Below are 24,107 nucleotides of genomic sequence, written 5' to 3'. Positions count from 1 at the left end.
CCATGAGCAGTTCCGTTATCACTGCCAATCACGACGTCGCCGCGCACGGCGCCGATCACGAGCATCACGACGATGGATCCAAGACCCTGCTCGGGTTTTGGATCTACCTGATGAGCGACTGCCTGATCTTCTCGGCGCTGTTCGCTTCGTTCGCGGTGCTCTGTAACGCCACAGCCGGCGGCCCGACCAGCAAGGAGCTGTTCGATCTGCCGTACGTGTTGGGCGAAACGATGTTGCTGCTGTTCAGCAGCTTCACCTTCGGCATGGCGATGCTCAACATGCACGCCGCCAAGCGCAACAAAGTGATGGGATGGTTGTTCATCACCTTCTTGTTCGGCCTCGGCTTCGTGGCGATGGAAGTGCGCGAGTTTGCGCATCTTATCCATGAAGGCGCGGGTCCGAGCCACAGCGCGTTCCTTTCTTCGTACTTCGCGCTGGTGGGTACGCACGGTCTGCACGTTACCTCGGGTCTGATCTGGATCGTGGTGATGATCGACATGGTGCGTCGCTTCGGTTTGAACGATGCCGTGACGCGCCGTCTGTCCTGCCTGAGTTTGTTCTGGCACTTCTTGGACGTGGTCTGGATTTGCGTGTTCACCATCGTTTATCTGCGGGGAGTGCTCTGATGTCCGCTCATCACAGTCATGCGCACGCGGCGGATCATTCGCACGCCGATCACGGTTCGCTGAAGTCCTACATCGTCGGTTTTGCGCTTTCCATCATCCTGACGTTTATGTCGTTCGGTTGCGTGATGTCGGGCGCGGTGCCGCATCAGCTGGTGATGCCGGGCATCATGGTGCTGTGCGTGGCGCAGGTGCTGGTGCAGCTGGTGTTCTTCCTGCATCTGAGCAGCAAGCCGGGCCAACGCAGCAATCTGTCGATCGGTGTGTTCACCTTGCTGATCATCGCGATCATCGTGGTGGGCTCGATCTGGGTGATGCACAACATGAATCTGTACATGATGCATCCCGTCTCGCAGTCCATGTCCTCGAGCATCGGCTAAAACGCCTGTTCGCCGTCCCGCCCACGGCAGTGGGCGGGGCCGGATCGTCCGCTGAGATGCCAGTCCCGGCATCTGGACATTGCCCAAAAGGCTGGAGTTGGCGCTCCAGCCTGCCGCGCCAGCGCCGCCGTAACTGAATTTTTTCGGCCGATGTCGATGAAGCATCTCGCAGCTGGAAGCATCTGCCGCTAAAATGCCGATTTCCAGCACGGCTGCTTTCCATGACCCCCCTGATTTTCGTCACTGGCGGTGTGGTGTCCTCACTTGGCAAGGGCATCGCGGCGGCGTCGCTTGCGTCCATTCTTGAGGCCCGCGGCCTCTCGGTCACCATGATGAAGCTCGATCCCTACATCAATGTGGATCCGGGCACCATGAGTCCCTTCCAGCACGGCGAGGTCTATGTGACCGACGACGGCGCGGAGACCGACCTCGATCTGGGCCATTACGAGCGCTTCGTCCACACCCGTCTCACCGGCAAAAACTCCATCACGACCGGCAAGATTTACGAGTCGGTGATCCGCAAAGAGCGTCGCGGCGACTACCTGGGCGCCACCGTTCAGGTGATTCCGCATATCACCGATGAGATCAAGCACTGCATTCACGAGGCCACCCGCGGCTTCGACGTGGCCCTGGTCGAGATCGGCGGCACGGTGGGCGATATCGAGTCCCAGCCGTTCCTGGAGGCCATCCGTCAGCTGCGCATCGAGCACGGCCCGGAAAAGTGCCTGTTCATGCATCTGACCCTGGTGCCGTACATCAAGGCTGCCGGCGAGATCAAAACCAAGCCGACTCAGCATTCGGTGAAGGAACTGCGCTCCATCGGTATCCAGCCGGACATCCTGTTGTGCCGTTGCGAGCAGCCGCTGCCGGACAGCGAGCGCCGCAAGATCGCCCTGTTCACCAACGTGCCGGAGCAGGCGGTGATCAGCGCGGCCGACGTGGACATCATCTACAAGCAACCGCTGTGGCTGCACCAGCAGGGCCTGGACGACATCGTTGTGAAAAAGATGGGCCTGGATGCGAAACCGGCCGATCTGTCCGGCTGGCAGCGCACGGTCGACGCGGTGGAACATCCCAAGGATGAAGTCAACGTCGCCATCGTCGGCAAGTACGTCGAGCACAAGGATGCGTACAAGTCCTTGGGCGAGGCGTTGCGTCATGGCGGCATCAAGCAACAGGCGCGCGTAAATCTGCAGTGGATCGATTCCGAGCAGATCGAAGCGGAAGGCGCAGCCAAGGTGCTGGGCACCGTCGACGCGATCCTGGTTCCCGGCGGTTTCGGCAAGCGCGGTTTCGAAGGCAAAGTGCTGGCGGCGAAATACGCACGCGAGCATGGCGTTCCGTATTTCGGCATCTGCTACGGCATGCACGCGGCGGTGGTCGATTTCGCCCGCAACGTGGCTGGCCTGAACGACGCCGATTCCAGCGAAAACGATCGCCATACGCCCAATCCGGTGATCGGCCTGATCACCGAGTGGACCACGTCCACCGGCGAAATCGAACAGCGCAACGAGCGTTCCGATCTCGGCGGCACGATGCGCCTGGGCGCGCAGGAATGCCGCCTCAAGGCGGGCACGCTGGCGCGTCAGCTGTATGGCCAAGACATCGTGCGCGAGCGTCATCGTCATCGCTACGAATTCAATAATCGCTATCGCCAATCCTTCGAGGATCTGGGCATGGTGATTTCCGGCAAATCGATGGACGACTTGCTGGTGGAAATCGTCGAGCTGCCGATGCAGAAGCATCCGTGGTTCCTGGGTTGCCAGGCGCATCCGGAATTCACCTCCACGCCGCGCGACGGTCATCCGTTGTTTATCGGCTTCGTGCGCGCCGCGCGCGAATACAAAGCCGTGCGCGACGGTCAGAAGCTTGCGAAGGAGTCGGTAGCATGAGCGCGTTTCACGTCCCTGTGACTGGGTCCCGGCCAATCCCTGGCCGGGATCGCACAGCGCCGTCATTCCCGCGCACGCGGGAATCCAGCGCCTTTTCCGCTACAAAGGTGAGCTCATGAGGCTGTGCGGTTTCGAGGTCGGTCTGGATCAACCGTTTTTTCTGATCGCCGGTCCTTGTGTGGTGGAATCCGAACAACTTCAGCTCGATACCGCCGGCACGTTGAAAGAAATCACCGGCAAGCTCGGCATCAATTTCATCTTCAAATCCAGCTTCGACAAAGCCAACCGTTCCTCCGGCGGCAGCTTTCGCGGCCCGGGCCTGGAAGAAGGGCTGCGCATTTTGGGTGAAGTGAAACGCCAGATCGGCGTGCCGGTGCTCACCGACGTGCACGAATACACGCCGATGCATGAAGTCGCTGCGGTGGTGGATGTGCTGCAGACGCCGGCGTTTCTGTGCCGCCAGACCGATTTCATCCAGAACGTGGCGCGCGCCGGCAAGCCGGTGAATATCAAGAAGGGCCAGTTCCTCGCGCCGTGGGATATGAAAAACGTCGTCGACAAGGCCAAGGCCGTCGGCAACAACGACATCCTGGTATGCGAACGCGGCGCCAGCTTCGGTTACAACAATCTCGTGTCGGATATGCGTTCGCTAAGCGCGATGCGCGATACGAATTGCCCGGTCGTGTTCGACGCCACGCATTCGGTGCAATTGCCGGGCGGGCAGGGCACGAGCTCCGGCGGTCAGCGCGAATTCGTTCCGGTGCTCGCGCGTGCGGCGGTGGCAGTCGGCATTGCCGGTCTGTTCGCCGAAACGCATCCCGATCCGAGCAAGGCGCTCAGCGATGGGCCGAACGCATGGCCGCTCGGCAAGATGGAAGCGTTGCTGCACACCTTGCTGGAGCTGGACACCGTCACCAAGCGTCACGGTTTCCTCGAACAGACTCTCTGAATTGCCGCGCGGATCGCGCGACGGCGGTTTTTTCTCACCCTTGAACTGGATTGGAAATGAGCACCCAAATCACCCGCATCCATGCCCGCGAAATTCTCGATTCCCGTGGTAACCCGACGCTCGAAGCCGAAGTCACGCTAGCCAGCGGCGCTTTAGGTCGTGCAGCGGTACCCAGCGGCGCGTCGACCGGCACACGCGAGGCGGTGGAGCTGCGTGATGGCGACAAGTCGCGCTATTTGGGTAAGGGCGTGACCAAGGCCGTAGGCAACGTCAACGGCGAAATCGCCAAAGCACTGAACGGCTACGATGCCGTCGATCAGAAAGGTCTCGACAAAAAGTTGATCTACCTCGACGGCACGCCGAACAAGGGTCGCCTCGGCGCGAACGCGCTGCTCGGCGTTTCCATGGCCGCCGCGCATGCCGTGGCGGCGTCGCGTCACGAACCGCTGTGGAAATATCTTTCCAACGGCAAGCCGGGCGCGTTGCCGGTTCCGATGATGAACATCATCAACGGCGGCGCGCACGCCGACAACAACGTCGATGTGCAGGAATTCATGGTGCTGCCCGTGGGTATGCCCACTTTCGCCGAAGCGCTGCGCGCAGGCACGGAAATTTTTCATGCTTTGAAGAGCGTGCTGAAGGGCAAGGGCCTTAACACGGCGGTTGGCGACGAAGGCGGTTTTGCGCCGAATCTGCGCTCCAACATCGAAGCGCTGGACACCATTCTCGAAGCGGTGAACAAAACCGGCTACAAGATTGGTAGCGAAATTCTGCTTGGCCTTGACGTCGCGAGCTCCGAATTTTTCAAAGAAGGCAAGTACGATCTCGAAGGCGAAGGCAAGGTTTACACGCCGGCGCAATTCGTCGATCTGCTGGCGAGCTGGGCGCAGCAATATCCGATCGTCACCATCGAAGACGGCATGGCCGAAGGCGATTGGGACGGCTGGAAGCTGCTTACCGACAAGATCGGCAACAAGGTGCAGCTGGTGGGCGACGATTTGTTCGTCACCAATCCGGCGATCTTCCGCGAAGGCATCGAAAAGAAAATCGCCAACGCGATCCTGATCAAGGTGAACCAGATCGGCACGTTGTCGGAAACGCTGGAAGCCATCGCCATGGCCGATGCCGCCAAGTACGCCGCGATCGTCTCGCACCGTTCGGGCGAAACCGAAGACACCACGATCTCCGATATCGCCGTCGCTACCACGGCGACGCAGATCAAGACCGGTTCGCTGTGCCGCACCGACCGCGTGGCGAAGTACAACCAGCTGCTGCGCATTGAAGAAGCGCTCGGCGCGAACGCCCGCTATGCTGGTCGCAACGCGTTTCCGAATCTGACCCATCTGCCCGGCTGAGCGAGGCTGACGCCATCCTATGTTGCGTTGGATCGCCTTGATCCTGCTGCTTGCATTGATTGGACTGCAGTTTGAGCTGTGGTCCAATCATGGCGGCATGTCCGAGGTTACGAGTTTGCGCACTGCGGTGAAAAAGCAGAGCGACGAAAACGACAAACTCACCCAACGCAACCAGGCGCTCGCGGCCGACGTTCGCGATCTCAAGCACGGCGAACAAGCCGTCGAGGCGCGAGCGCGCGGCGAGCTGGGTTTGATCAAGCCCGGCGAAACGTTCTATCAAGTCGTCGAACAACCGGCTAACGCCGCCAGTGCAGCAGCGCCGGCGGCATCCAGTTCCAGCAGCGATAGTCGTTAAACGCTTCTCTCGCGTTGCAGCGAGCAACGCCGCATCTTCAGGTAATGCATGTCATGACAACGACGGAAACCGAGTTGCCTCGCGCCTACGGAACTCCGCCGTTGGCGGCGGTGTTGCGCCAATCGCCCGAAGATTTTCGCGTGGAAGAAATCCTCGGCTACGAAGCCGATGGCGAAGGCGAGCACGCGTTGCTGTGGGTGGAAAAACGCGACGCAAACACCGATTGGGTCGCGCGCGAGCTGGCGCGTTTCGCCAGTACATCGCCCATGAATGTCGGTTACGCCGGTCTGAAGGATCGTCATGCCGTCACGCGCCAGGCGTTTACCGTGCAATTGCCGGGTAAAGCCGATCCCGATTGGAGCGCGTTTCCGCACGATGGCGTCAAGGTGCTGAGCAGCGCGCGCCACAAACGCAAGCTCAAGCGCGGCGCATTGCGCGGCAATCGCTTCGTGTTGGTGTTGCGCGACGTGCAGGGCGATCGCGCGCAGGCGGAACACGTTCTGCAGGCTATCTCCAAGCGCGGCGTGCCCAACTATTTCGGCGAGCAACGTTTCGGTCGCGAAGGCGGCAACGTAGCGCAAGCGCGCGCGATGTTCGCGGGACGTCGCGTCGATCGCGACAAACGTTCGATTCTGCTTTCTGCCGCGCGCTCGCAAATTTTCAACACCGTGTTGGCCGCGCGTGTCGAACGCGACGCATGGGACAAACCGCTGGAAGGCGATATCTGGTCGTTGGCCGGTTCGCGTTCGTGGTTCGGCCCCGAGCCGTTCGACGATGTGCTGGCCGCGCGATTGGCGCAGGGCGATATCCATCCATCCGGTCCGTTGTGGGGGCAGGGCGATCCGCCCACGGCTGCTGCGGCTGCGGATTTGGAACGGAGCATTGCCGCGTTAAATGCCGATCTCGCCGACGGTCTCGCAGCCGCAAGGATGGACCAGGAACGCCGCCCATTGCGACTGATGCCAAACGATTTGCGTTGGCGTTGGATCGATAACGAAGCGCTGGAATTGAGCTTCGAACTGCCAGCCGGCGCCTATGCCACGGTCGTTGCGCGCGAGTTGATCGCTTAGCCTTTCAATAACACGACCACCGCACCGGTGCCCCCTTGCATGGGCCGCGCCGACGCAAAAGCAATCACGTCATCGCGACGACGAAGCAGACGATCCGTCAGCATTTTCAACACCGGTCCCGCCGCTTTCGAGCGCAAGCCTTTGCCGTGCACGATACGTACACAGTGCAATCCACGCTCCGCGGCTTGCGCAAGAAAATCGGCAATCGTCGCTTGCGCCGCAGCGGCGTTCATCTGATGCAGATCGATATCGTCCTGCACGCTGTATTGGCCGCGTTTGAGCTGGCGCAGCAGCTTTGGCGGATAGCCGTCGCGCAAGTAGCTGAGTTCCTCGCCGACTTCTATCAAACCCGGGTCGAAGGCCATATTCATCAACTCACCCGGCACGGCGGCCTCGTCCGCCTCCAGCATGTGCGGGTGCGGTTCCGGCTTTGGGGTCGCGGGTGGCGGCGCTACCGGGTCGAGCCGACGGATCTCGCCGATCGCGTCGCGAAACAGGCGGCTGTCCTCGTCATTCACGGTGGCGGGCGGACGGCGTTTCATAAGCGCCATCGTAGCGAATGACGCGCGCCTGCGGTGAAGGTTTGGTTACTGCCGATCAGGCAAATCTGCCGGTGAAACAAACACTCGGCTCGGTTAGACTCAGGTATTCAGGGTGCATGCGGAAGTCTTGGGGCCGCATGCGAACCATTAGTTTCGAACGGATGATCATGCGAGTTTTGGTAAGCAACGACGATGGTGTGGATGCGCCGGGCATCCGCATGCTCGCCGAGCGTCTCGGCGCGGTGGGCCAGGTAACGGTGGTGGCGCCGGATCGGGACCGTTCCGGCGCGAGCAACTCGCTCACGCTCGACGCGCCGATACGCGCCACGCGCATGGACAACGGTTATTACCGTGTGGTCGGCACGCCGACCGATTGCGTGCATCTGGCGCTGGCCGGCATGCTCGACGAAGAGCCCGACATCGTGGTGTCCGGCATCAACAATTCCGCCAATCTCGGCGACGACGTGATTTATTCCGGCACCGTTTCCGCTGCGATGGAGGGGCGCTTTCTCGGTTTGCCTGCTATCGCGGTGTCCCTGGTCAGCAAGGATCACAAGGGCGAGCATTACGAATCCGCCGCAAACGCCGTGTTGCTGTTGATGGAACGTCTGCTGATCGATCCGTTGCCGGCCGACACCATTCTCAACGTCAACGTGCCGGATCGCCCGTGGAAAGATATCCACGGGTTCGAAACCACGCGCTTGGGCCGGCGTCATCGTTCCGCGCCGTGCATCAAACAGACCGATCCGCGCGGCAAAACCATTTGGTGGATCGGTCCGGCCGGCGAAGTGGATGATGCCGGCCCCGGCACCGATTTCCACGCCGTCCAGCGCGGCTACATTTCCGTGACGCCCATTCACGTGGATCTCACCCGATTCCAGGCGTTGGAAAAAGTCGGCAGCTGGGTGAGCGCGTTGTCCAAGGGCATGAATAACGAAGCGAACGGTGAGGCAGCGTGACCCATCCATTGCCTCCTTCGGTATTGAAAGGCGAGGGCATGACCTCGCAACGCGCACGCGATCGGCTTATTTCGAAATTGAAAGAAGAGGGCATTCGCAATCAGCGCGTGCTCGATGTGATGCGCAATCTGCCGCGCCATCACTTCATCGATCAGGCGCTGCATTCGCGCGCTTACGAAAACACGGCGCTGCCGATTGGCCACGGCCAGACCATCTCGCAACCGTGGGTCGTCGCACGCATGACCGAAGCGTTGTTGGAGTTGTTCGACGCAAAATCGGGACGTCCGCAGAAGGTGTTGGAGATCGGCACCGGTTCCGGTTACCAGGCCGTCGTGCTCGCGCAACTGGTGCCGCAGTTGTATACGGTCGAGCGTATTGAAGAATTGTTGCGCCAGGCGCGGCGGCGTTTCCGTCAGCTTGGTATCGAAAACATTCGTTCGCGCCACGACGACGGCAAACTCGGTTGGGCGGCTGAGGCGCCGTTCGATGCGATCATTCTCACCGCGGCGGGCGATGCGATTCCCAGCCAGATTCTCGACCAATTGAGCCCCGATGGCGTACTTGTCGCGCCGGTCGGTTCTCCCAGCAGCCAAACCTTGATCCGCATGCGCGGCGACGGCCACGGCGATTTTGTGCAGGAAGAATTGGCGGCGGTGAGTTTTGTTCCCTTATTAGGCGGTATCGGCTGATGCAGCTTTTCGGAAAGCTTTATGCGCGCGTTTTGGTTTGGGCGCGCGACCGCAGAGCGGTCTATTACTTGTGCGGCCTGAGTTTCGTGGAGGCCTTCATCTTTCCGATCATGCCGGAAGTGATGTTGGCGCCGATGATGCTGGGCAAACGGCACAAGGCGTTTTTCTTCGCCAATATCAGCCTGCTTTTTTCGTTGCTCGGTTCGCTGGTTGGTTATTCGCTGGGGCACTGGGCCTTCCACGCATTGACGCCTGCGCTGCAATCCTTGCATCTGTACGATTCGATCGAACGCGGCGTGGAAAGTTTGCGCGCGCAAATGAATCAGCATTGGCTGGAAATGATGCTGGTGCTGATCCTGGCGGCGCTGCAGCCGGTCGTTCCGATGAAGTTCGTCACTTGGGCGTCGGGCATTGTCGGCGTGCCCGTTATTCCGTTTTTGATCTGCATGCTGCTCGGACGCGGCAAGCGCGTTTGGTTGTTGGCGTTGTTGATTCGCTTGTTCGGCGAACGCGCAGAGCGAATTCTGCACAAGCATATCGAGTGGATCGGTTGGGCGGCCCTGGTGGCGTTGGCGGCGCTTGCCGGGTGGTGGTGGATCAAGCATTAACGACGTGCGAGTTTTCTTCGAGGACCGTATGAAAACTCCCAACGACCCCGTTATGCTGGCGCGTATGAATGGATTGATGCGCTGGTCCGCCGCTGCCGCAATAACATTGATCATGACCGGTTGCAGCACGGTCGTGGTTCAACCGACGCCGACTGCTAACACGTCGGGCGGTGCGCTGCGTCCTGTGCCATCGGCCGCGCAACTCGCCGGCACGTATACGGTGGTCAAGGGCGACACGCTTTATTCCATCGCATTTCGCAACGGCGCGGATTTTCGCGATGTGGCTCGATTGAACGGCATCGCGTCGCCGTACACGATTTGGCCCGGTCAGGTTTTGAAACTCCCGGGGCATGGCGCAGAGCCCGTTCATGCCGCGCCGCCGGTCGTGGCGAAGGCTCCGCCGTCGCCGCCCGCCACATCCGCGCCAGTTTTCAAATCGGCCGATACGACACCGACTCCGAATAAGGTGCCATCGCCGCCTTCGCCTGCGCATGCAAGTTCTGCGGCGCCAATTGCGACGGTCACGCCCGTTGCACCGGCAAACCCGACACCTGCGGTCGCCGCGACACCGGTTGCCGCTGGCGGCAGTACCCGGACGGCGGGCGGCGTGAAATGGCGTTGGCCGGCATCCGGTTCATTGGCTGGCCGCTTCCAAGCCAATGCTGCGATACCGGGTATCGATATCGAGGGCAAAGAGGGTCAACCGGTGGTCGCCGCGGCGGATGGCGTGGTCGTGTACAGCGGTAACGGTTTGGTGGGCTACGGCGAGTTGATCATCATCAAGCACAACGACAGCCTGCTTTCCGCGTATGGCCACAACCGCAAGCGCTTGGTCACCGAGGGGCAGCAGGTGAAGGCCGGGCAGCAAATTGCTGAAATGGGTTCCGGCAGCGGCTCGCGCGATGAGCTGCAGTTCCAGATTCGCAAAGACGGCAGTCCTGTCGATCCGCTCGACTATTTGCCGTCGCGTTGAGCGTCGTTTCTCGCGACATCTCGCGAGACGTTCGCATGCATCAACTTGCGTTGCCGGATGGAAGAATGAAGGCGGCGACAACGCGCCTTCCTTCGCCCGCAAGTAAATCGTAAGTGCGCGCGGCGGCCGCGTTGTCCATCACTTCGATGCCGATCCCACGCTTCAGAAAGCCCGCCATAAACGCGGCCGGCGGAAATTGCTGACGCGTGCCGGTGCCAAGTAGCACCACTTCCGGATTGAGCTCAAGCACCGCGTCGACATTGCGGTCGGTAAGCGCAAGCGCGCTGCTGACAGGCCATTGCTCCACGACGCGCTCGGGCGACAGCAGAAAACTTGTGTTCAGTTCGCGGTCGACAACGGTAATGGCGTGGGGAGCGACGCGACGTACGAATAAATAGTCGCCAGGACGGTCTAGCGAGAGATCCATGGCAATTTCTCAGCGCGGCAGGGCGAGCCGCGGATCGTCTTCGTTGCGCCGGAACAGCACCACGATGTGGCCGATTTGCTGCACGCTTTCCGCAGCAGTGCCATCGATCAGGATCTGGATCTGCTCGTCGCGCTCGTCTTTGTCGCCGCCGGACAGTTTCACCTTCACCAACTCGTGATGCGACAGCGCGAGGTCTAGTTCTTTCACCACCGCCTCCGTCGCGCCCTTGGCGCCCAGCAAGATCACCGGGGACAGGTCGTGGGCAAGGCTGCGCAGATAGCGCCGCTGCGATGGGGAGATGGCCATGCGTTCAGTCTCGGATTCGCGACGAGGGGACCGTAAAGGGTATCATGGTCGCCCCTGTTCCCGGTCCGTTTGCCGACCTATGCCTCGCAGCAAAAGCAGTTCCCGCTGGCTTCGGGAGCATTTCGACGACGTCTACGTCAAGAAGGCCCAGGCCGAGGGCCTGCGCTCGCGCGCCGTCTTCAAGCTGGAAGAGCTGATCGAGCGCGATCATTTGCTCAAGCCCGGCATGCGCGTGGTCGATCTGGGCGCTGCGCCCGGCGGATGGTCGCAGCTTGTACGGCAGCGTCTGGGCGATAGTGGTACCGTGGTGGCGCTGGACATTCTTCCCATGCAAGGTATTGCCGGGGTGGACTTTTTGCAGGGCGATTTCCGTGAAGAAACCGTTTTGCGGATGCTGGAATCGCGCCTCGATGGTCAAAAGCTCGATCTTGTCCTGTCGGACATGGCCCCCAATATGAGTGGTGTGGCACTGGCCGACCAAATCCGGGCTATGGATTTGGCGGAGCTGGCGCTTGATTTCAGCAGACACTGGCTCAAACCGGGCGGAGCGTTTCTAATCAAGCTGTTCCAGGGAACGGGCTTCGATGATTACCTACGCACCTTGCGCGCGGAGTTTTCGCGGGTAAGTATGCGTAAACCTAAGGCCTCACGCGCGCGTTCGCGGGAGGTATATGCGCTGGCTACCGGGTTCAAACCGGCGGGCCGGCAAACTGGCGAGAACCGCGCATGAACGAAACATGGAAAACTTTGTTGCTCTGGTTGGTGATCGCGGTGGTCTTGATCACCGTGTTCCAGAGCTTCAACCCGCACGGTGGCGCCTCCTCGGACCTGCCATACAGCAGCTTCGTGCAGAGTGTGGATAGCGGCAACGTCGCTACCGCCAACATCAGCGCCGAAAATCCCGCCACCATCAGCGGCAAGCTGAAGGACGGCAGCAACTACCGCACCGTCGCGCCGGTCCTCGGCTTCTCCACCAACTCGGTGGTGAAACAGATGCAGGACAAGAGCGTCACCGTCACGCAGGATTCCGGCACCGGTTTCTCGCTGATCGGCCTCTTGGTCAACTGGCTGCCGGTGATTCTGATCGTCGGCGTGTTTATCTGGTTTATGCGCCAGATGCAGCAAGGCGGCGGTGGCCGCGGCGCGATGAGCTTCGGCCGTTCGCGCGCCAAGTTGCAGGGCGAAGATCAGGTCAAGGTCAACTTCGGCGACGTCGCTGGTTGCGACGAAGCGAAAGAAGAAGTCGGCGAATTGGTCGAGTTCTTGCGCGATCCCGGTAAATTCCAGCGCCTGGGCGGCAAGATTCCGCGCGGCGTGCTGATGGTCGGCCCGCCCGGCACGGGTAAGACGCTGCTCGCCAAGGCGATCGCCGGCGAGGCGAAAGTGCCGTTCTTCTCGATCTCCGGTTCCGACTTTGTCGAAATGTTCGTTGGCGTGGGCGCGTCCCGCGTGCGCGACATGTTCGATCAGGCGAAGAAGCACGCGCCGTGCATCATCTTCATCGACGAAATCGATGCAGTGGGTCGTCATCGCGGCGCAGGCCTGGGCGGCGGTCACGACGAACGCGAGCAGACGCTCAACCAGTTGCTGGTCGAGATGGATGGCTTCGAAGGTACCGAAGGCATCATCGTGATCGCAGCGACCAATCGTCCGGACGTGCTCGATCCTGCGCTGCTGCGCCCGGGTCGTTTCGATCGCCAGGTGGTGGTCGGTCTGCCGGACGTGAAGGGTCGCGAGCAGATTCTCAAAGTGCATCTGCGCAAGGTGCCGACGGCGAGCGACGTGGATGCGATGGTGATCGCACGCGGCACGCCGGGTTTCTCGGGCGCAGACTTGGCCAACCTCGTCAACGAAGCAGCCTTGTTCGCCGCGCGTGAGAATGCGCGCGAAGTGCGCATGAACCATATGGACAAGGCGCGCGACAAGATCTTGATGGGCACCGAGCGTCGTTCGATGGCGATGAGCGAGGACGAAAAGAAACTCACCGCCTATCACGAAGCCGGTCACGCCATCGTCGGTCGCCTGGTGCCCGAGCACGATCCGGTCTACAAGGTGACGATCATTCCGCGCGGTCGCGCGCTGGGCGTCACGATGTATTTGCCGGAAGGCGACAAGTACAGCATGAACAAGATCGCGATCGAATCGCAGCTGTGCTCGCTGTACGGCGGTCGCGTGGCGGAAGAGTTGATCTTTGGCAGCGACAAAGTCACCACCGGCGCTTCCAACGATATCGAGCGCGCCACCAAGATGGCGCGCAACATGGCCACCAAGTGGGGCTTGTCCGATGAATTGGGTCCAGTGACGTACGGCGAAGAAGAAGACGAAGTTTTCCTCGGCCGTTCGGTGACGCAGCACAAGAACGTCTCCAACGAAACTGCGCGTAAGATCGACGAAGTGGTGCGCGAAATCCTCGATCGTGCGTATGCGCGCAGCAAGCAATTGCTGACGGAAAACATCGAGAAGCTGCACGTGATGGCCGATGCGCTGCTGCAATACGAGACCATCGATGCGCGTCAGATCGACGACATCATGGCTGGCCGCGTACCGGGTCCGCCGGCGGATTGGTCCAAGAACACGCCCGCTGGTCCGTCAGTGCCGCCGCCGCCGCCGCGTGGCGATGCGGGCGCCAAGGTTGGCGATCCGGCGACGCAAAGCCGCGTCTGAGCCGCGACATCGAAGAACAAAAAGGCCGCCCCTCGAGGCGGCTTTTTTATTGGTGCCTGGTTGAATTTTCGATTCGCTTGAAACGCCAACTAGCGACGTAAAAATGCGAGCAATGTTTCGGGTGGGCGTGCGATCACCGCTTTGCCATCGACGACCACGATTGGGCGTTCGATTAAGCGCGGATGTTCGGCCATCGCAGCAATGAGCGTTTCCTCATCCAGCGATGGATTTTCCAAACCAAGCTCCTGATAGACATCTTCGCCAGTGCGCAGTAACTCACGCGCACTGATGCCAAGTTGCGACAACAGCGTCTTCAACTCGATGGCGCTCGGAGGCGTTTCGAGATAGTTGACGATGTCGAAAGGCTTGCCGTGCTCTTCAAGCAAGGCCAGAGCGCTGCGCGATTTCGAGCAGCGACTGTTGTGGTAGATGCGGATCATGCAACGAACCGATGCGACGCTCAGCGATTACCCGAGCGATTGCCGCCACCGCCGCCATGCGGACGGCCGCCGCCGCGCTGCGGGCGACCGCCGGGACGGTTTCCGCCGCCGCTCGGACGATTGCCACCGCCGCTGGGACGGTTGCCACCGCCGCTGGGACGGTTGCCGCCGCGACTGTTGCGATTCGCGTTTCCGCCGGCATTGAAACCGCCGTACGGATTGGCGTTGCCGGCGCCACCACCACCGCCGCCACGGCGATTGCCTTGCGACTGGCCGCCACCGTGCGCGCGTCCGCCGCCACCACCTTCGCGGGATTCGCCGGCAAACCAGGTGCGTGCGGGCGGCAGCTCCTGACCGGGGCCGATACCGCGCTTTTTCTTGTTGTTGCGATTGTTCTGCGGACGATCCGGGCGAGCGACGTTGCCGTTCACTTCGCGATTCGGATTGGCGCGACGACGTTGCTGCTTGCCGCGCGCAGGTTCTTCGCGAATGCGGTCGAAGGCGCGCAGTTCGCGCGCTTCATCGTGATACCCGCCGCTCCACGAGGTCGACGTACCTTTTTCGGGACGATATTCCGTGACATTGCGGGGGGCGCGACGTTGATGCAGCACCGGGCTCAGCGTGAGCACCGGTTGCGGCGCGCCAAGGCCTGCTGCCTGACGCAGTTCTTTGACGGCTTCTTCGCCCATCGCTTCGCAATCGCCGCGGCGCAGTAGGCGCGGCAATTCGATGCTGCCGTAGCGAATGCGCTTGAGGCGGCTGACCAGGAATCCTTGCGAATCCCACAGACGACGGACTTCGCGATTGCGACCTTCGCGGATCACCACACGGAACCAGCTATGGCTGCCGCCGCGGCTGATGATGGCAATTTCGTCGAAGCGCGCGGGGCCGTCTTCGAGTTCCACGCCGGCTTTGAGTTTTTCGATGATTTCGTCGGGCACTTCGCCGTGCACGCGGCATAGATATTCGCGTTCCAGGCCGCTGCGCGGATGCATCAGCGCGTTGGCGAGATCGCCATCGGTGGTCAGCAGCAGCAGGCCCGTGGTGTTGATATCCAGGCGACCCACGGCGACCCAGCGCGCGCCTTTCAGTCGCGGCAGCTGTTCGAACACGGTGGGGCGGCCTTCGGGGTCTTCGCGCGTGGTCACCACGCCTTCGGGCTTGTGATAAACCAGCACTTCGGCATCGTCGCGGTTATCGGTGGCGACAACGAACTGCTTGCCGTCGAGGACGACGCGATCGCCGGCGCGAACGCTGGCGCCAATGGTGGCGGGGCTGCCGTTGACTTCGACTTCGCCAGCTTGGATGCGTTGCTCCAGCATGCGGCGCGAGCCGAGTCCGGCGTTGGCGAGCACCTTGTGCAGGCGCTCTTCGATTTGGGGTGCGGTCTCTGGCGCTGCGGCGCGCTTGAGGCTCAATACGGATTTTTGCGGCGCATTCATGCGCGGTACTCCTCGGTGTCTTGCGTGGCGGCGCCTTCTGCGGCGTCCGCGGGGTCCGCTGCCTCGTCGGCAGTGGAAGGATGGGTGTCGGCGACGGGTTCCGCTTCAGCGGCGGCTTCGTCGTGATGAGATACAGCGTCGCCAGTGTGCGGCGACGATTCGTTGCTTTGTGTGTCTTCGTCGGAAGGTGTTTCGTCCGTCGAGGCTTCGTGGTGCGTGCCGTCGACGAGTTCTTCGTCGTTGGATGCTTCGTCAGCGGATTCGTCCAACTCCGCGTCCGGATCGATCGGCAAATCGCGAATCGGTCGCGGCGGGAAGGAATCGTCGTCCAGCCGAAGCTGCGGATCTTCCATATCGCGAATCTCGGAGAGCGGCGGCAGCTCATCCAGCGATTTGAGATTGAAGTAGTCGAGGAAGATGCGGGTGGTGCCGAACAATGCGGGTTTACCGGGGACGTCGCGGTGGCCGACGACGCGGACCCATTCGCGCTCTTCCAGGGTTTTGATGATGTTGGAGGAGACCACCACGCCGCGGATCTGCTCGATTTCCGGTCGTGTGATCGGCTGTCGATACGCGATCAGCGCCAAGGTTTCCAGCAAGGCGCGCGAGTATCGACTGGGTTTTTCCGTCCACATCCGCGAAACCCACGGATGGACGCCCTGACGCACCTGGTACCGGAAGCCGGTGCCGACTTCTTTCAGCTCCACGCCGCGACCGTTGCATTCCTCGGCCAGCGCTTCCAGCGCCATGGCGATGTGCGACCGGTCGACCTCGTCTTCATCGACGAACAGCTCGCCCAGTTGCGCCACGGTCAACGGTTGGCTGGCGGCCAGCAGTGCGGCTTCGATAATCGGTTTGAGTTGCTCGATCTGCATAGCCTTAGGATCGGGTGACCAAAATAGGGTGGTGCGTTTTTGATGTCGGCTGGCGTTATTCGCCGCCGGATGCTGCATTCCGTTCTTCGAAGGCGTCGTCGCCCGCGGCCACGTCGGCTTCTTCTTCGGCGGAGGATGCATTGGCTTTGACGTAGATCGCCGCCAGCGGTTCTTCCTGCACGATGTTGATCAGGAACTCCTTGGCCAGCTCCAGCATGGCCAGAAACGTGACCACGACGCCAAGTCGTCCTTCGGTGACGTCGAATAGCGATTCGAAGCGATGGAACTGATCGTCGTTCAACCGGCTCAGCAACTCGCCCATGCGTTGACGCACGCTCAGCGCTTCGCGCTTGATGGCGTGATGCCCGAACAATTCGGCCCGATGCATCACATCCTTGAGCGCCAGCAGCATTTCCTTGAGGTCGAGCGGCGGCGGCAGCTTGACCACGTTGCGCTCGCCGACATCGGCCTGCACGACCACCGTATCGCGTTCCAGGCGGGGCAGGGCGTCGATATCCTCGGCCGCCTTCTTGAAGCGTTCGTATTCCTGCAACCGACGCACCAGTTCGGCGCGGGGGTCTTCTTCCAGTCCTTCTTCCGATGGCGGACGCGGAAGCAGCAGTCGCGATTTGATTTCGCCCAGGATGGCGGCCATGAGCAAATACTCGGCGGCCAGCTCCAGGCGCATCGCATCGCGCATCATCTCGATGTATCCCATGTATTGCCGGGTAATTTCGGCGATCGGAATATCGAGAATGTCCAGGTTCTGCCGACGGATCAGGTAAAGCAGCAGATCCAGCGGTCCTTCGAACGCTTCCAGAATAACTTCCAGCGCGTCCGGTGGAATGTAAAGGTCCTGCGGCATCTGCAGGATCGGTTCGCCGCGCACGATCGCCAGCGGCATTTCCTGCTGCTGCGGAACCCCGGCGAACGCGTCGTGCGTTGCTTGTACAGGCTGAGACTCGGTTGGCTCAGTGCTCATCAATGCGTGTCATTGGCCTGCCCGGCGTGGGCTGGCGCTTCGTTCTGTTGACGATCAGAACCCTTCCTCCCGATACACGATCGAAGAAAGGGTCCATGCCTGGAATGCCCGGGTTCTTTGGGGCCACTCCCATGAAGCCAATCTGCGCAATGCCCAGCCGGGCTGCGGGTTCCCGCTTTTGCTGGCCCTGATGAAGCCACTCGGCGTGGTTCGGTCAGGCTGGCGGTCGCTGGGTGCCGGGTCGGTAATGGATACGATCAGGCGGAACCCGGCGTGACGGCGTTGGCGTCGCCCGCGATTCGTAAGGTCGGCTGAGTACATCGGGTGGAGGCCATTTCAACCGGGGATCCCGGCGATCTTCCATGCATGGCTCCACGCGCACGAACAGATTAGCGGCAGCGCCTCGGCATGTCCAGCGAGGGCTTCAGCTGCCATAGAGGGTAGTGAACAGACGCGTTCACGTTGCGGCAGCATGTGACCCATTGCGTCTGACGCAATGCACACGAAAACGTTCAATCGAGCCTAAAGTTAAGCGCTTTAAGATCGATATAGCCCTGGCATGTGGCTTGCTTCATGATATGCCCACACGAGGGGGACACCGGCAGGACTATGCTGGTTATAACGAAAAGCGGATCTGCTGCCGGCTCATTCCGACAGCGCACGCTGATCGGGCTGAGGCGTCGTCTTGGCGACGCATGCGGGAGAGGTAAAGCATGACGACAAAAGGTGACGATGCCATGGACGGTACCGACAAAGAGCATCTGCGTCCGGCGCGCATGCGCATCAAGACCACGGTGCTGATGAGTCAGGGCGACCGGTCGCATCCGACCGACCTTATCGATATCTCGGCCACCGGCGTGTTGCTGCGTCGCCCGCGCGACTGGGGCGGTCAGCCTGGGGAGAGCTGGGTGCTCGACATGATCTTCGGCGAGGATCTGCACATCCACCTGGAAGCGAAGGTGGCGCGCGTCTCCGAACGGCATATCGGCTTTGCCTATACGCACATCCCGGAAGACAAACAGGTGCCGCTTTGGAATCTGCTGGGCGGCTATGCCGACATCCTGGAGATGTGGCACGACGAGTAAATCGTCGAATCGGGGAATGGCGCATCCCATTCCCCGGGAAATCGATTAGCTGGCGACGGCCTGTTTCTTTTCGTCGCGCAATTCGCGCCGTAGAATTTTACCCACATTGCTCTTGGGCAGCGCATCGCGGAATTCGATCACCTTCGGCCGTTTGTAGCCGGTGAGGTTCTCGCGACAGAACTCTTTGAGTTGCTCGACCGTCAGGCTCGGGTCTTTGCGCACCACGAACAACTTCACCACTTCGCCGGAATGTTCGTCCGGCACGCCGATGGCGGCGACTTCGGCAACGCCCGGATGCTTCATGACGGTGTCTTCGATTTCGTTCGGATAGACGTTGAAGCCCGAGACGAGAATCATGTCCTTCTTGCGATCGACGATGTACACGTAGCCGTTTTCGTCCATCTTGGCGATATCGCCGGTGTGCAGCCAGCCGTCGTCGGTCAGCACTTTTGCGGTTTCGTCGGGGCGATTCCAATAACCCTTCATAACCTGCGGGCCATGCACCATCAGTTCGCCGACTTCGCCGATGGGCAAAGGCTGATTCTCTTCGGACCAGATGGCGACGTCAGTGGAAGAAATCGGCAAGCCGATCGAGCCGTTGTATTCCTTCAAATCCAACGGATTGATGCAGGCGGCCGGGGAGGTTTCGGTAAGCCCGTACGCTTCGGCCAAGGTGCAGCCGGTCACTTTTTTCCAGCGTTCGGCCACCGCGCGCTGCACGGCCATACCGCCGCCCAGGCTCAAACGCAGACTCGAAAAATCCACGCTCTCGAAACCCGGCGTATTGAGCAAGCCGTTGAACAAGGTATTGACGCCGGTAATGACCGAAAAATGCGAGTTGCGCAGCTCTTTGACAAAGGCAGGCATATCGCGCGGGTTGGTGATGAGAATGTTCAACCCGCCCAATCGCAGAAACACCAGACCGTTCGCGGTAAGCGAAAAGATGTGATACAGCGGCAGCGCGGTGATAACGATCTCGCGTCCCACTTTCAGATTCGCGCCGATCCACGCGCCGGCTTGCATCATGTTCGCCACCATATTGCCGTGGGTAAGCATGGCGCCCTTGGCCACACCGGTGGTGCCGCCGGTGTATTGCAGGAAAGCGATATCGTCGTGCGTGATGGAGGGCGCGGTCGGCGTGTACTTCGCGCCAATGGCGAGCGCATCGTTAAAGCGCACGGCGTGCGGCAGCGAATAAGGTGGCACCATCTTCTTGACGTGCTTGAGCACGAAGTTGATTGCCAACCCTTTCGCGCCGAGCAAATCGCCAAGACCCGTGGTCACGATGTGCTTGACGTGCGTTTCAGTCACGACTTGCTGCAGGGTCGCCGCGAAGTTGTCCAACACCACAATCGCCACCGCGCCCGAATCTTCGAGCTGATGCTTAAGCTCGCGCGCCGTGTACATGGGATTGGTGTTCACGATCACCATGCCAGCGCGCAGCGCGCCGAACAGCGCGATCGGATACTGCAAAACATTCGGCAGCATGATCGCAACGCGATCGCCCTTGGAAAGTTTCAGCTCGCCGGTCAGGTAGGCGGCGAATTGCCGGCTCAGCGCGTCGATTTGAGCGTAGGTCAGGCGCTTGCCGAAGCTCGAGAAAGCGTCGCGTTCCTGGTAGCGTTCAAACGCTTCTTCCAGTACGGCAACCACCGACGCGTACTGGGTGATGTCGATCTCTGCAGGTACGCCATCCGGATAATGACTCAGCCACGGACGCTGATTGCTCATGTTCGATCCCAAGCTCCATGAATACATGCCGTGGTGGCAAAGACGCGCATTCGGCATCATGCGGGCAAAGCATTGGAGCATACGCCAGCGTACAGCGGCAAGCCGCGACGCAGCGAGATGCGCAAGGGGAGTTCACAGGTGCGGACCATGACAAATCTGTCCCGACTTTCGCTATTGGTTTTGTTGACGGTACTCGTTGCCGCGTGTCATCGCGTGCCGGACGAGGTGTTGATCCGGCAGGCCATCGACGCGACCGCCCATGCTGCTGAGCAGGTCGATCCGTCAGGCGTAATGGGGCAACTTACCGATGATTTCGACGGCGACCGTGGCGCCATGACCAAGCAAGACCTGGGCAACATGTTGCGACTGGCGAAACTTCGCGGGGAGACGCTCCACGCCGTGTTGGGACCAGTGGATGTGCAACCGCGCGGCGACCGGTACGTGGCGGATTTCACGGTGACGCTGACCAGCGGCGGAAAATTGTTTCCGTCGCAACTGGGCGTCTATCAGGTGGAAACGGCTTGGCGTCGAGAGGGCCGCGATTGGCGATGTTACGAAGCCACCTGGACGCAACAGCTTTAATGGCGACAGCCGTTCGAGGCTCCTTCGGTTAAATCCAAAGGAGCCTCGGACATGATGGATCAAGCCGCTTTCTTGCTCGCTAATTGACGCAGCACATATTGCAGGATGCCGCCGTGGCGGAAGAACTCGCGCTCTTTGGGCGTGAGCAGCAGCACTTTTACGGTGAACGTTTTTTCGCCTTTGTCGCTCTTGGCGACAACTTTCGCTTCTTTGGCGTTGCCATCGTCGAGCCCGGTGATTTCGAATGTCTCCTTGCCGGTCAGGCCAAGCGATTTGGCGCTTTCGCCATCTTTGAATTGCAAGGGCAGCACGCCCATGCCGACGAGGTTGGAGCGATGGATGCGCTCGAAACTCTCGGCGATCACGGCTTTGACGCCCAACAGCAGCGTGCCCTTGGCGGCCCAGTCGCGGGAAGAACCGGTGCCGTATTCCTTTCCGGCCAGCACGATTAACGGCGTGTGGTCCGCTTTGTATTTCATCGCCGCGTCGTAGATGGCCATCTGTTCGCCCGAAGGCACGTACTGCGTGTAACCGCCTTCCACGCCATCCAGCATCAGGTTTTTAATACGGATGTTGGCGAACGTACCGCGCACCATCACGTCATCGTTGCCGCGACGCGATCCGTACGAATTGAAATCCTTCGGCTCCACGCCTTTGGAAATCAGGAAGCGCCCTGCGGGACTGTCTTTCTTGATCGAGCCGGCAGGCGAAATATGATCGGTGGTGATCGAGTCGCCGAACAAGCCCAAGACACGCGCGCCATGAATGTCCGCGATTTTGCCCGTTTCCATGGTCATGCCGTCGAAGTAGGGCGGGTTCTTGATGTACGTAGAGTCGTTCCACTTGTAGACCGAACCTTCGGGCGATGCGATCTGGTTCCAACGACTGTCGCCTTTGAACACGTCGGCGTAGTTCTTGGTGAACATCTCGGGATTGATCGCGCCGGCAATCACGTCCGAAATTTCCTTGTTGCTTGGCCAGACGTCTTTCAAATAAACCGGTTTGCCATCGCTACCCGTACCGAGCGGATCGTTGGCTAGATTCACATCCAGCGAGCCCGCCAACGCATATGCCACCACCAACGGCGGCGACGCCAGATAATTCATCTTTACTTCCGGATGCACGCGGCCTTCGAAATTGCGATTGCCCGACAGCACCGATGCAACGGCGAGATCGCCTTCAGCAATGCCTTTGCTGATTTCCTCAGGCAGCGGGCCGGAGTTGCCGATGCAAGTGGTGCAGCCGTAGCCCACGAGATAGAAGCCGACTTTTTCGAGCTCCTTCAGCAGGCTGGTTTTTTCCAGATAATCCGTCACCACCAGCGAGCCGGGCGCCAGCGATGTCTTTACCCAAGGCTTGGCTTTCAATCCTTTTGCGGCGGCTTTCTTGGCGACCAGGCCGGCAGCCAGCATCACGGCGGGGTTCGATGTATTCGTGCACGAGGTGATCGCCGCGATCACCACCGCGCCATCTTGCAAATGAAATTCTTCGCCCTTCATCGACACATGCGGGCCTTTGGCCAACGCGCTCATGTCGTGGCCGACGGCGGTGCCGCCGCCTTCGTTGGCGAAACGCGCTTCGCTGCCGTTCTTCCGTCCTGCGGTGAGCGTGCTGAGGCTCTCGTGGAAGCTCTTTTTTACGTCTTCCAGCAAGACGCGATCTTGCGGGCGCTTGGGGCCGGCCATCGAGGGTTTGACGTCGACGAGATTGAGTTCCAGCGTGGCGGAGAATTGCGCATGCGGCGTGTGTTCGTCGTGCCACAAACCTTGTGCTTGCGCGTACGCTTTCACCAACTCGATGTGATCTTCGCTGCGGCCGGAAAGGCGCAGATAATTCAACACTTCCTGATCGATCGGGAAAATGCCGCAGGTCGCGCCGTATTCCGGCGCCATGTTGCCGATCGTCGCGCGATCTGCCAGCGGAAGATGCTTGAGACCTTCGCCGAAGAATTCCACAAACTTGCCCACCACGCCGTGCTTGCGCAGCATCTGCGTGACGGTGAGAACCAGATCGGTTGCGGTGACGCCCTCGGAAAGTTTGCCGATGAGTTTGAACCCGACGACTTGTGGGATCAGCATGGATGAAGGCTGACCCAGCATCGCCGCTTCCGCTTCGATACCGCCAACGCCCCAGCCCAGCACGCCGAGGCCGTTGACCATCGTGGTGTGCGAGTCGGTGCCGAATACCGTATCGGGATACGCCCAATCCGCGCCGTCTTTCTTGCCGGTGAACACCACGCGTGCAAGATGCTCAAGATTCACCTGATGCACGATGCCGGTGCGCGGCGGCACTACTTTGAAATTGTTGAACGCTTTTTGTCCCCAGCGCAGGAACGAGTAGCGCTCGTGGTTGCGCTCGAACTCGATTTCGACATTTTTCTCAAGTGACGACGGCGATCCGAACGCATCCACTTGCACGGAATGATCGATCACCAGTTCGGCTGGCGCGAGCGGATTGATCTGTTTCGCATCGCCGCCCAGCTTCACCACGGCGTCGCGCATCGCGGCCAAATCCACCACGCACGGGACGCCGGTGAAATCTTGCAGCACCACGCGGGCGGGCATAAAGGAAATTTCCGTATCCGGCTCGGCCTTTGGGTCCCACTTGGCGACCGCCTCGATTTCCTTTTTGGTGACGTTGACGCCGTCCTCGTGGCGCAACAAGTTTTCCAGCAGGATCTTCATCGAGTAAGGCAGATGCTTCAGATCGAAGCGCTCGCCGAGCTTCGTAAGGCTGGCGATGTGATACGAGCTGCCTTTGACCTTGAGCGTGTCGCGGGTGGCGAATGAGTCCAGCATGGGAGTTGCTCCTGTTGCTTGAAATCTGGAGGACGCGCGCTGCGTAACAGATCAATGCTAAAGCAGCGAACGTTAGGGGAATTGAAAGGCGGGTCGTCGTCCGTCGTGGGGATGTCGCGGAGTTTGGGCCAAATCGAATCCGCCGCAAGGCGCTTCCCGGCCATTTCGCCACGATTGCATTGCAAGATTTCGAACGCAGCCGGAAACACCGTATTGGATTGCGGCAACGGCGGCGCGGCTGGCAAAATATATAGCTGAAACAACGCACGACACGGCATCAAGGCGGGCTACATCCCCAGCCCCGCCCGGGCAGCGGCCATGCCGAAAACGAATCAACCGGGACGCATCCGCATGCCCGCGGAGGCAACCCCTTTGTCAGC

At 60.6% G+C, this 24,107-nt stretch carries 24 protein-coding genes; 15 read left to right on the top strand and 9 right to left on the bottom strand.

From position 1 onward, the window contains the following. Positions 1-2: 2 nt before the first annotated feature. From cyoC to truD, 7 genes are all read left to right on the top strand, one after another. Entirely contained in the window at positions 3-626 is a 624-nt protein-coding gene (gene cyoC, locus L0U79_RS13465) for a cytochrome o ubiquinol oxidase subunit III (protein WP_233842781.1), read from the top strand. Next, the gene (cyoD, locus tag L0U79_RS13460; RefSeq protein ID WP_233842780.1) at positions 626-1,003 is read left to right on the top strand and encodes a cytochrome o ubiquinol oxidase subunit IV; all 378 of its coding nucleotides are present in this window, start codon (positions 626-628) and stop codon (positions 1,001-1,003) included. The genes cyoC and cyoD overlap by 1 nt, the downstream gene beginning before the upstream one ends. A gap of 221 nt (positions 1,004-1,224) precedes the next feature. Continuing rightward, complete coding sequence (locus tag L0U79_RS13455) at positions 1,225-2,895, top strand: CTP synthase (RefSeq protein ID WP_233842779.1); 1,671 nt, start codon at positions 1,225-1,227, stop codon at positions 2,893-2,895. Between the two features lie 115 nt (positions 2,896-3,010). Next, entirely contained in the window at positions 3,011-3,844 is an 834-nt protein-coding gene (gene kdsA, locus L0U79_RS13450) for a 3-deoxy-8-phosphooctulonate synthase (protein WP_233842778.1), read from the top strand. 56 nt (positions 3,845-3,900) lie between these two features. After that, positions 3,901-5,199 carry a phosphopyruvate hydratase gene (gene eno, locus L0U79_RS13445; RefSeq protein ID WP_233842777.1) on the top strand — a complete coding sequence of 433 codons (1,299 nt, stop codon included), beginning with the start codon at positions 3,901-3,903 and terminating at the stop codon, positions 5,197-5,199. A gap of 19 nt (positions 5,200-5,218) precedes the next feature. Continuing rightward, positions 5,219-5,554, top strand: coding sequence for a cell division protein FtsB (gene ftsB, locus L0U79_RS13440; protein WP_233842776.1), 336 nt, complete (start codon positions 5,219-5,221; stop codon positions 5,552-5,554). 53 nt (positions 5,555-5,607) lie between these two features. Next, entirely contained in the window at positions 5,608-6,624 is a 1,017-nt protein-coding gene (gene truD / locus L0U79_RS13435; protein WP_233842775.1) for a tRNA pseudouridine(13) synthase TruD, read from the top strand. Here the strand turns inward: truD and L0U79_RS13430 are convergent. After that, complete coding sequence (locus tag L0U79_RS13430; RefSeq protein ID WP_233842774.1) at positions 6,621-7,166, bottom strand: Smr/MutS family protein; 546 nt, start codon at positions 7,164-7,166, stop codon at positions 6,621-6,623. The genes truD and L0U79_RS13430 overlap by 4 nt on opposite strands. Before the next feature lie 167 nt (positions 7,167-7,333). Here L0U79_RS13430 and surE point away from each other — a divergent pair, with 167 nt between their 5' ends. The 4 genes from surE to L0U79_RS13410 are packed head-to-tail and all read left to right on the top strand — an operon-like array spanning position 7,334 to position 10,395. Continuing rightward, on the top strand, positions 7,334-8,125 hold the full coding sequence (gene surE, locus L0U79_RS13425) for a 5'/3'-nucleotidase SurE (protein WP_233842773.1): 792 nt from the start codon (positions 7,334-7,336) through the stop codon (positions 8,123-8,125). A 38-nt stretch (positions 8,126-8,163) separates the two neighbouring features. Next, a complete protein-coding gene (locus L0U79_RS13420) occupies positions 8,164-8,814 on the top strand; it encodes a protein-L-isoaspartate(D-aspartate) O-methyltransferase (protein WP_233843909.1) in 651 nt (216 codons plus the stop codon). Then, complete coding sequence (locus L0U79_RS13415; RefSeq protein WP_233842772.1) at positions 8,814-9,422, top strand: VTT domain-containing protein; 609 nt, start codon at positions 8,814-8,816, stop codon at positions 9,420-9,422. The genes L0U79_RS13420 and L0U79_RS13415 overlap by 1 nt, the downstream gene beginning before the upstream one ends. A gap of 28 nt (positions 9,423-9,450) precedes the next feature. Beyond that, a complete protein-coding gene (locus L0U79_RS13410) occupies positions 9,451-10,395 on the top strand; it encodes a peptidoglycan DD-metalloendopeptidase family protein (protein ID WP_233842771.1) in 945 nt (314 codons plus the stop codon). 40 nt (positions 10,396-10,435) lie between these two features. On the opposite strand, the gene L0U79_RS13405 is transcribed toward L0U79_RS13410, so the two are convergent. Further along, positions 10,436-10,822 (bottom strand): Mth938-like domain-containing protein, encoded by a 387-nt coding sequence (locus L0U79_RS13405; protein WP_233842770.1) that lies wholly within the window; start codon positions 10,820-10,822, stop codon positions 10,436-10,438. Between the two features lie 9 nt (positions 10,823-10,831). Further along, entirely contained in the window at positions 10,832-11,128 is a 297-nt protein-coding gene (gene yhbY, locus L0U79_RS13400; RefSeq protein ID WP_233842769.1) for a ribosome assembly RNA-binding protein YhbY, read from the bottom strand. Between the two features lie 79 nt (positions 11,129-11,207). Between yhbY and rlmE the strand changes: the two genes are divergently transcribed. After that, positions 11,208-11,858 (top strand): 23S rRNA (uridine(2552)-2'-O)-methyltransferase RlmE, encoded by a 651-nt coding sequence (rlmE, locus tag L0U79_RS13395; RefSeq protein ID WP_233842768.1) that lies wholly within the window; start codon positions 11,208-11,210, stop codon positions 11,856-11,858. After that, the gene (gene ftsH / locus L0U79_RS13390; RefSeq protein ID WP_233842767.1) at positions 11,855-13,792 is read left to right on the top strand and encodes an ATP-dependent zinc metalloprotease FtsH; all 1,938 of its coding nucleotides are present in this window, start codon (positions 11,855-11,857) and stop codon (positions 13,790-13,792) included. The genes rlmE and ftsH overlap by 4 nt, the downstream gene beginning before the upstream one ends. An 89-nt stretch (positions 13,793-13,881) precedes the next feature. Here the strand turns inward: ftsH and arsC are convergent, their stop codons facing one another. From arsC to L0U79_RS13370, 4 genes are read right to left on the bottom strand one after another with little or no spacing between them, the layout of a single operon-like run. Continuing rightward, complete coding sequence (gene arsC / locus L0U79_RS13385; protein WP_233842766.1) at positions 13,882-14,232, bottom strand: arsenate reductase (glutaredoxin); 351 nt, start codon at positions 14,230-14,232, stop codon at positions 13,882-13,884. Between the two features lie 20 nt (positions 14,233-14,252). Beyond that, the gene (locus L0U79_RS13380; RefSeq protein WP_233842765.1) at positions 14,253-15,674 is read right to left on the bottom strand and encodes a pseudouridine synthase; all 1,422 of its coding nucleotides are present in this window, start codon (positions 15,672-15,674) and stop codon (positions 14,253-14,255) included. Then, positions 15,671-16,549, bottom strand: a complete 879-nt coding sequence (gene scpB / locus L0U79_RS13375) for an SMC-Scp complex subunit ScpB (RefSeq protein WP_233842764.1) — start codon at positions 16,547-16,549, stop codon at positions 15,671-15,673. Before scpB ends, L0U79_RS13380 begins: the two co-directional genes overlap by 4 nt. A 55-nt stretch (positions 16,550-16,604) precedes the next feature. Continuing rightward, on the bottom strand, positions 16,605-17,453 hold the full coding sequence (locus L0U79_RS13370; RefSeq protein ID WP_233843908.1) for a ScpA family protein: 849 nt from the start codon (positions 17,451-17,453) through the stop codon (positions 16,605-16,607). Positions 17,454-18,244: 791 nt separating this feature from the next. Here L0U79_RS13370 and L0U79_RS13365 point away from each other — a divergent pair. Next, a complete protein-coding gene (locus tag L0U79_RS13365; RefSeq protein WP_233842763.1) occupies positions 18,245-18,616 on the top strand; it encodes a PilZ domain-containing protein in 372 nt (123 codons plus the stop codon). Positions 18,617-18,661: 45 nt separating this feature from the next. On the opposite strand, the gene L0U79_RS13360 is transcribed toward L0U79_RS13365, so the two are convergent. Further along, entirely contained in the window at positions 18,662-20,347 is a 1,686-nt protein-coding gene (locus tag L0U79_RS13360) for a long-chain-fatty-acid--CoA ligase (RefSeq protein ID WP_233842762.1), read from the bottom strand. 147 nt (positions 20,348-20,494) lie between these two features. Between L0U79_RS13360 and L0U79_RS13355 the strand changes: the two genes are divergently transcribed. Next, a complete protein-coding gene (locus L0U79_RS13355) occupies positions 20,495-20,929 on the top strand; it encodes a hypothetical protein (protein WP_233842761.1) in 435 nt (144 codons plus the stop codon). A gap of 59 nt (positions 20,930-20,988) precedes the next feature. Here L0U79_RS13355 and acnA read toward each other — a convergent pair whose 3' ends face one another. Continuing rightward, positions 20,989-23,727, bottom strand: coding sequence for an aconitate hydratase AcnA (acnA, locus tag L0U79_RS13350; protein ID WP_233842760.1), 2,739 nt, complete (start codon positions 23,725-23,727; stop codon positions 20,989-20,991). Positions 23,728-24,107 lie beyond the last annotated feature (380 nt).

The sequence above is a fragment of the Dyella sp. 2HG41-7 genome (assembly GCF_021390675.1).
In the GTDB taxonomy this organism is placed as follows: domain Bacteria; phylum Pseudomonadota; class Gammaproteobacteria; order Xanthomonadales; family Rhodanobacteraceae; genus Dyella_B.
This window is presented reverse-complemented; position numbering and strand designations above follow the sequence as displayed.

Coding starts and splice junctions, on each gene's coding strand:
- L0U79_RS13405 (WP_233842770.1), bottom strand. CDS start 10,822: ATGGATCTCTCGCTAGACCGTCCTGGCGACTATTTATTCGTACGTCGC.
- L0U79_RS13370 (WP_233843908.1), bottom strand. CDS start 17,453: ATGCCGCTGGCGATCGTGCGCGGCGAACCGATCCTGCAGATGCCGCAG.
- yhbY (WP_233842769.1), bottom strand. CDS start 11,128: ATGGCCATCTCCCCATCGCAGCGGCGCTATCTGCGCAGCCTTGCCCAC.
- L0U79_RS13380 (WP_233842765.1), bottom strand. CDS start 15,674: ATGAATGCGCCGCAAAAATCCGTATTGAGCCTCAAGCGCGCCGCAGCG.
- rlmE (WP_233842768.1), top strand. CDS start 11,208: ATGCCTCGCAGCAAAAGCAGTTCCCGCTGGCTTCGGGAGCATTTCGAC.
- cyoC (WP_233842781.1), top strand. CDS start 3: ATGAGCAGTTCCGTTATCACTGCCAATCACGACGTCGCCGCGCACGGC.
- L0U79_RS13430 (WP_233842774.1), bottom strand. CDS start 7,166: ATGAAACGCCGTCCGCCCGCCACCGTGAATGACGAGGACAGCCGCCTG.
- cyoD (WP_233842780.1), top strand. CDS start 626: ATGTCCGCTCATCACAGTCATGCGCACGCGGCGGATCATTCGCACGCC.
- acnA (WP_233842760.1), bottom strand. CDS start 23,727: ATGCTGGACTCATTCGCCACCCGCGACACGCTCAAGGTCAAAGGCAGC.
- kdsA (WP_233842778.1), top strand. CDS start 3,011: ATGAGGCTGTGCGGTTTCGAGGTCGGTCTGGATCAACCGTTTTTTCTG.
- L0U79_RS13410 (WP_233842771.1), top strand. CDS start 9,451: ATGAAAACTCCCAACGACCCCGTTATGCTGGCGCGTATGAATGGATTG.
- eno (WP_233842777.1), top strand. CDS start 3,901: ATGAGCACCCAAATCACCCGCATCCATGCCCGCGAAATTCTCGATTCC.
- L0U79_RS13415 (WP_233842772.1), top strand. CDS start 8,814: ATGCAGCTTTTCGGAAAGCTTTATGCGCGCGTTTTGGTTTGGGCGCGC.
- L0U79_RS13365 (WP_233842763.1), top strand. CDS start 18,245: ATGACGACAAAAGGTGACGATGCCATGGACGGTACCGACAAAGAGCAT.
- truD (WP_233842775.1), top strand. CDS start 5,608: ATGACAACGACGGAAACCGAGTTGCCTCGCGCCTACGGAACTCCGCCG.
- ftsB (WP_233842776.1), top strand. CDS start 5,219: ATGTTGCGTTGGATCGCCTTGATCCTGCTGCTTGCATTGATTGGACTG.
- L0U79_RS13355 (WP_233842761.1), top strand. CDS start 20,495: ATGACAAATCTGTCCCGACTTTCGCTATTGGTTTTGTTGACGGTACTC.
- ftsH (WP_233842767.1), top strand. CDS start 11,855: ATGAACGAAACATGGAAAACTTTGTTGCTCTGGTTGGTGATCGCGGTG.
- scpB (WP_233842764.1), bottom strand. CDS start 16,549: ATGCAGATCGAGCAACTCAAACCGATTATCGAAGCCGCACTGCTGGCC.
- L0U79_RS13455 (WP_233842779.1), top strand. CDS start 1,225: ATGACCCCCCTGATTTTCGTCACTGGCGGTGTGGTGTCCTCACTTGGC.
- surE (WP_233842773.1), top strand. CDS start 7,334: ATGCGAGTTTTGGTAAGCAACGACGATGGTGTGGATGCGCCGGGCATC.
- L0U79_RS13360 (WP_233842762.1), bottom strand. CDS start 20,347: ATGAGCAATCAGCGTCCGTGGCTGAGTCATTATCCGGATGGCGTACCT.
- arsC (WP_233842766.1), bottom strand. CDS start 14,232: ATGATCCGCATCTACCACAACAGTCGCTGCTCGAAATCGCGCAGCGCT.
- L0U79_RS13420 (WP_233843909.1), top strand. CDS start 8,164: ATGACCTCGCAACGCGCACGCGATCGGCTTATTTCGAAATTGAAAGAA.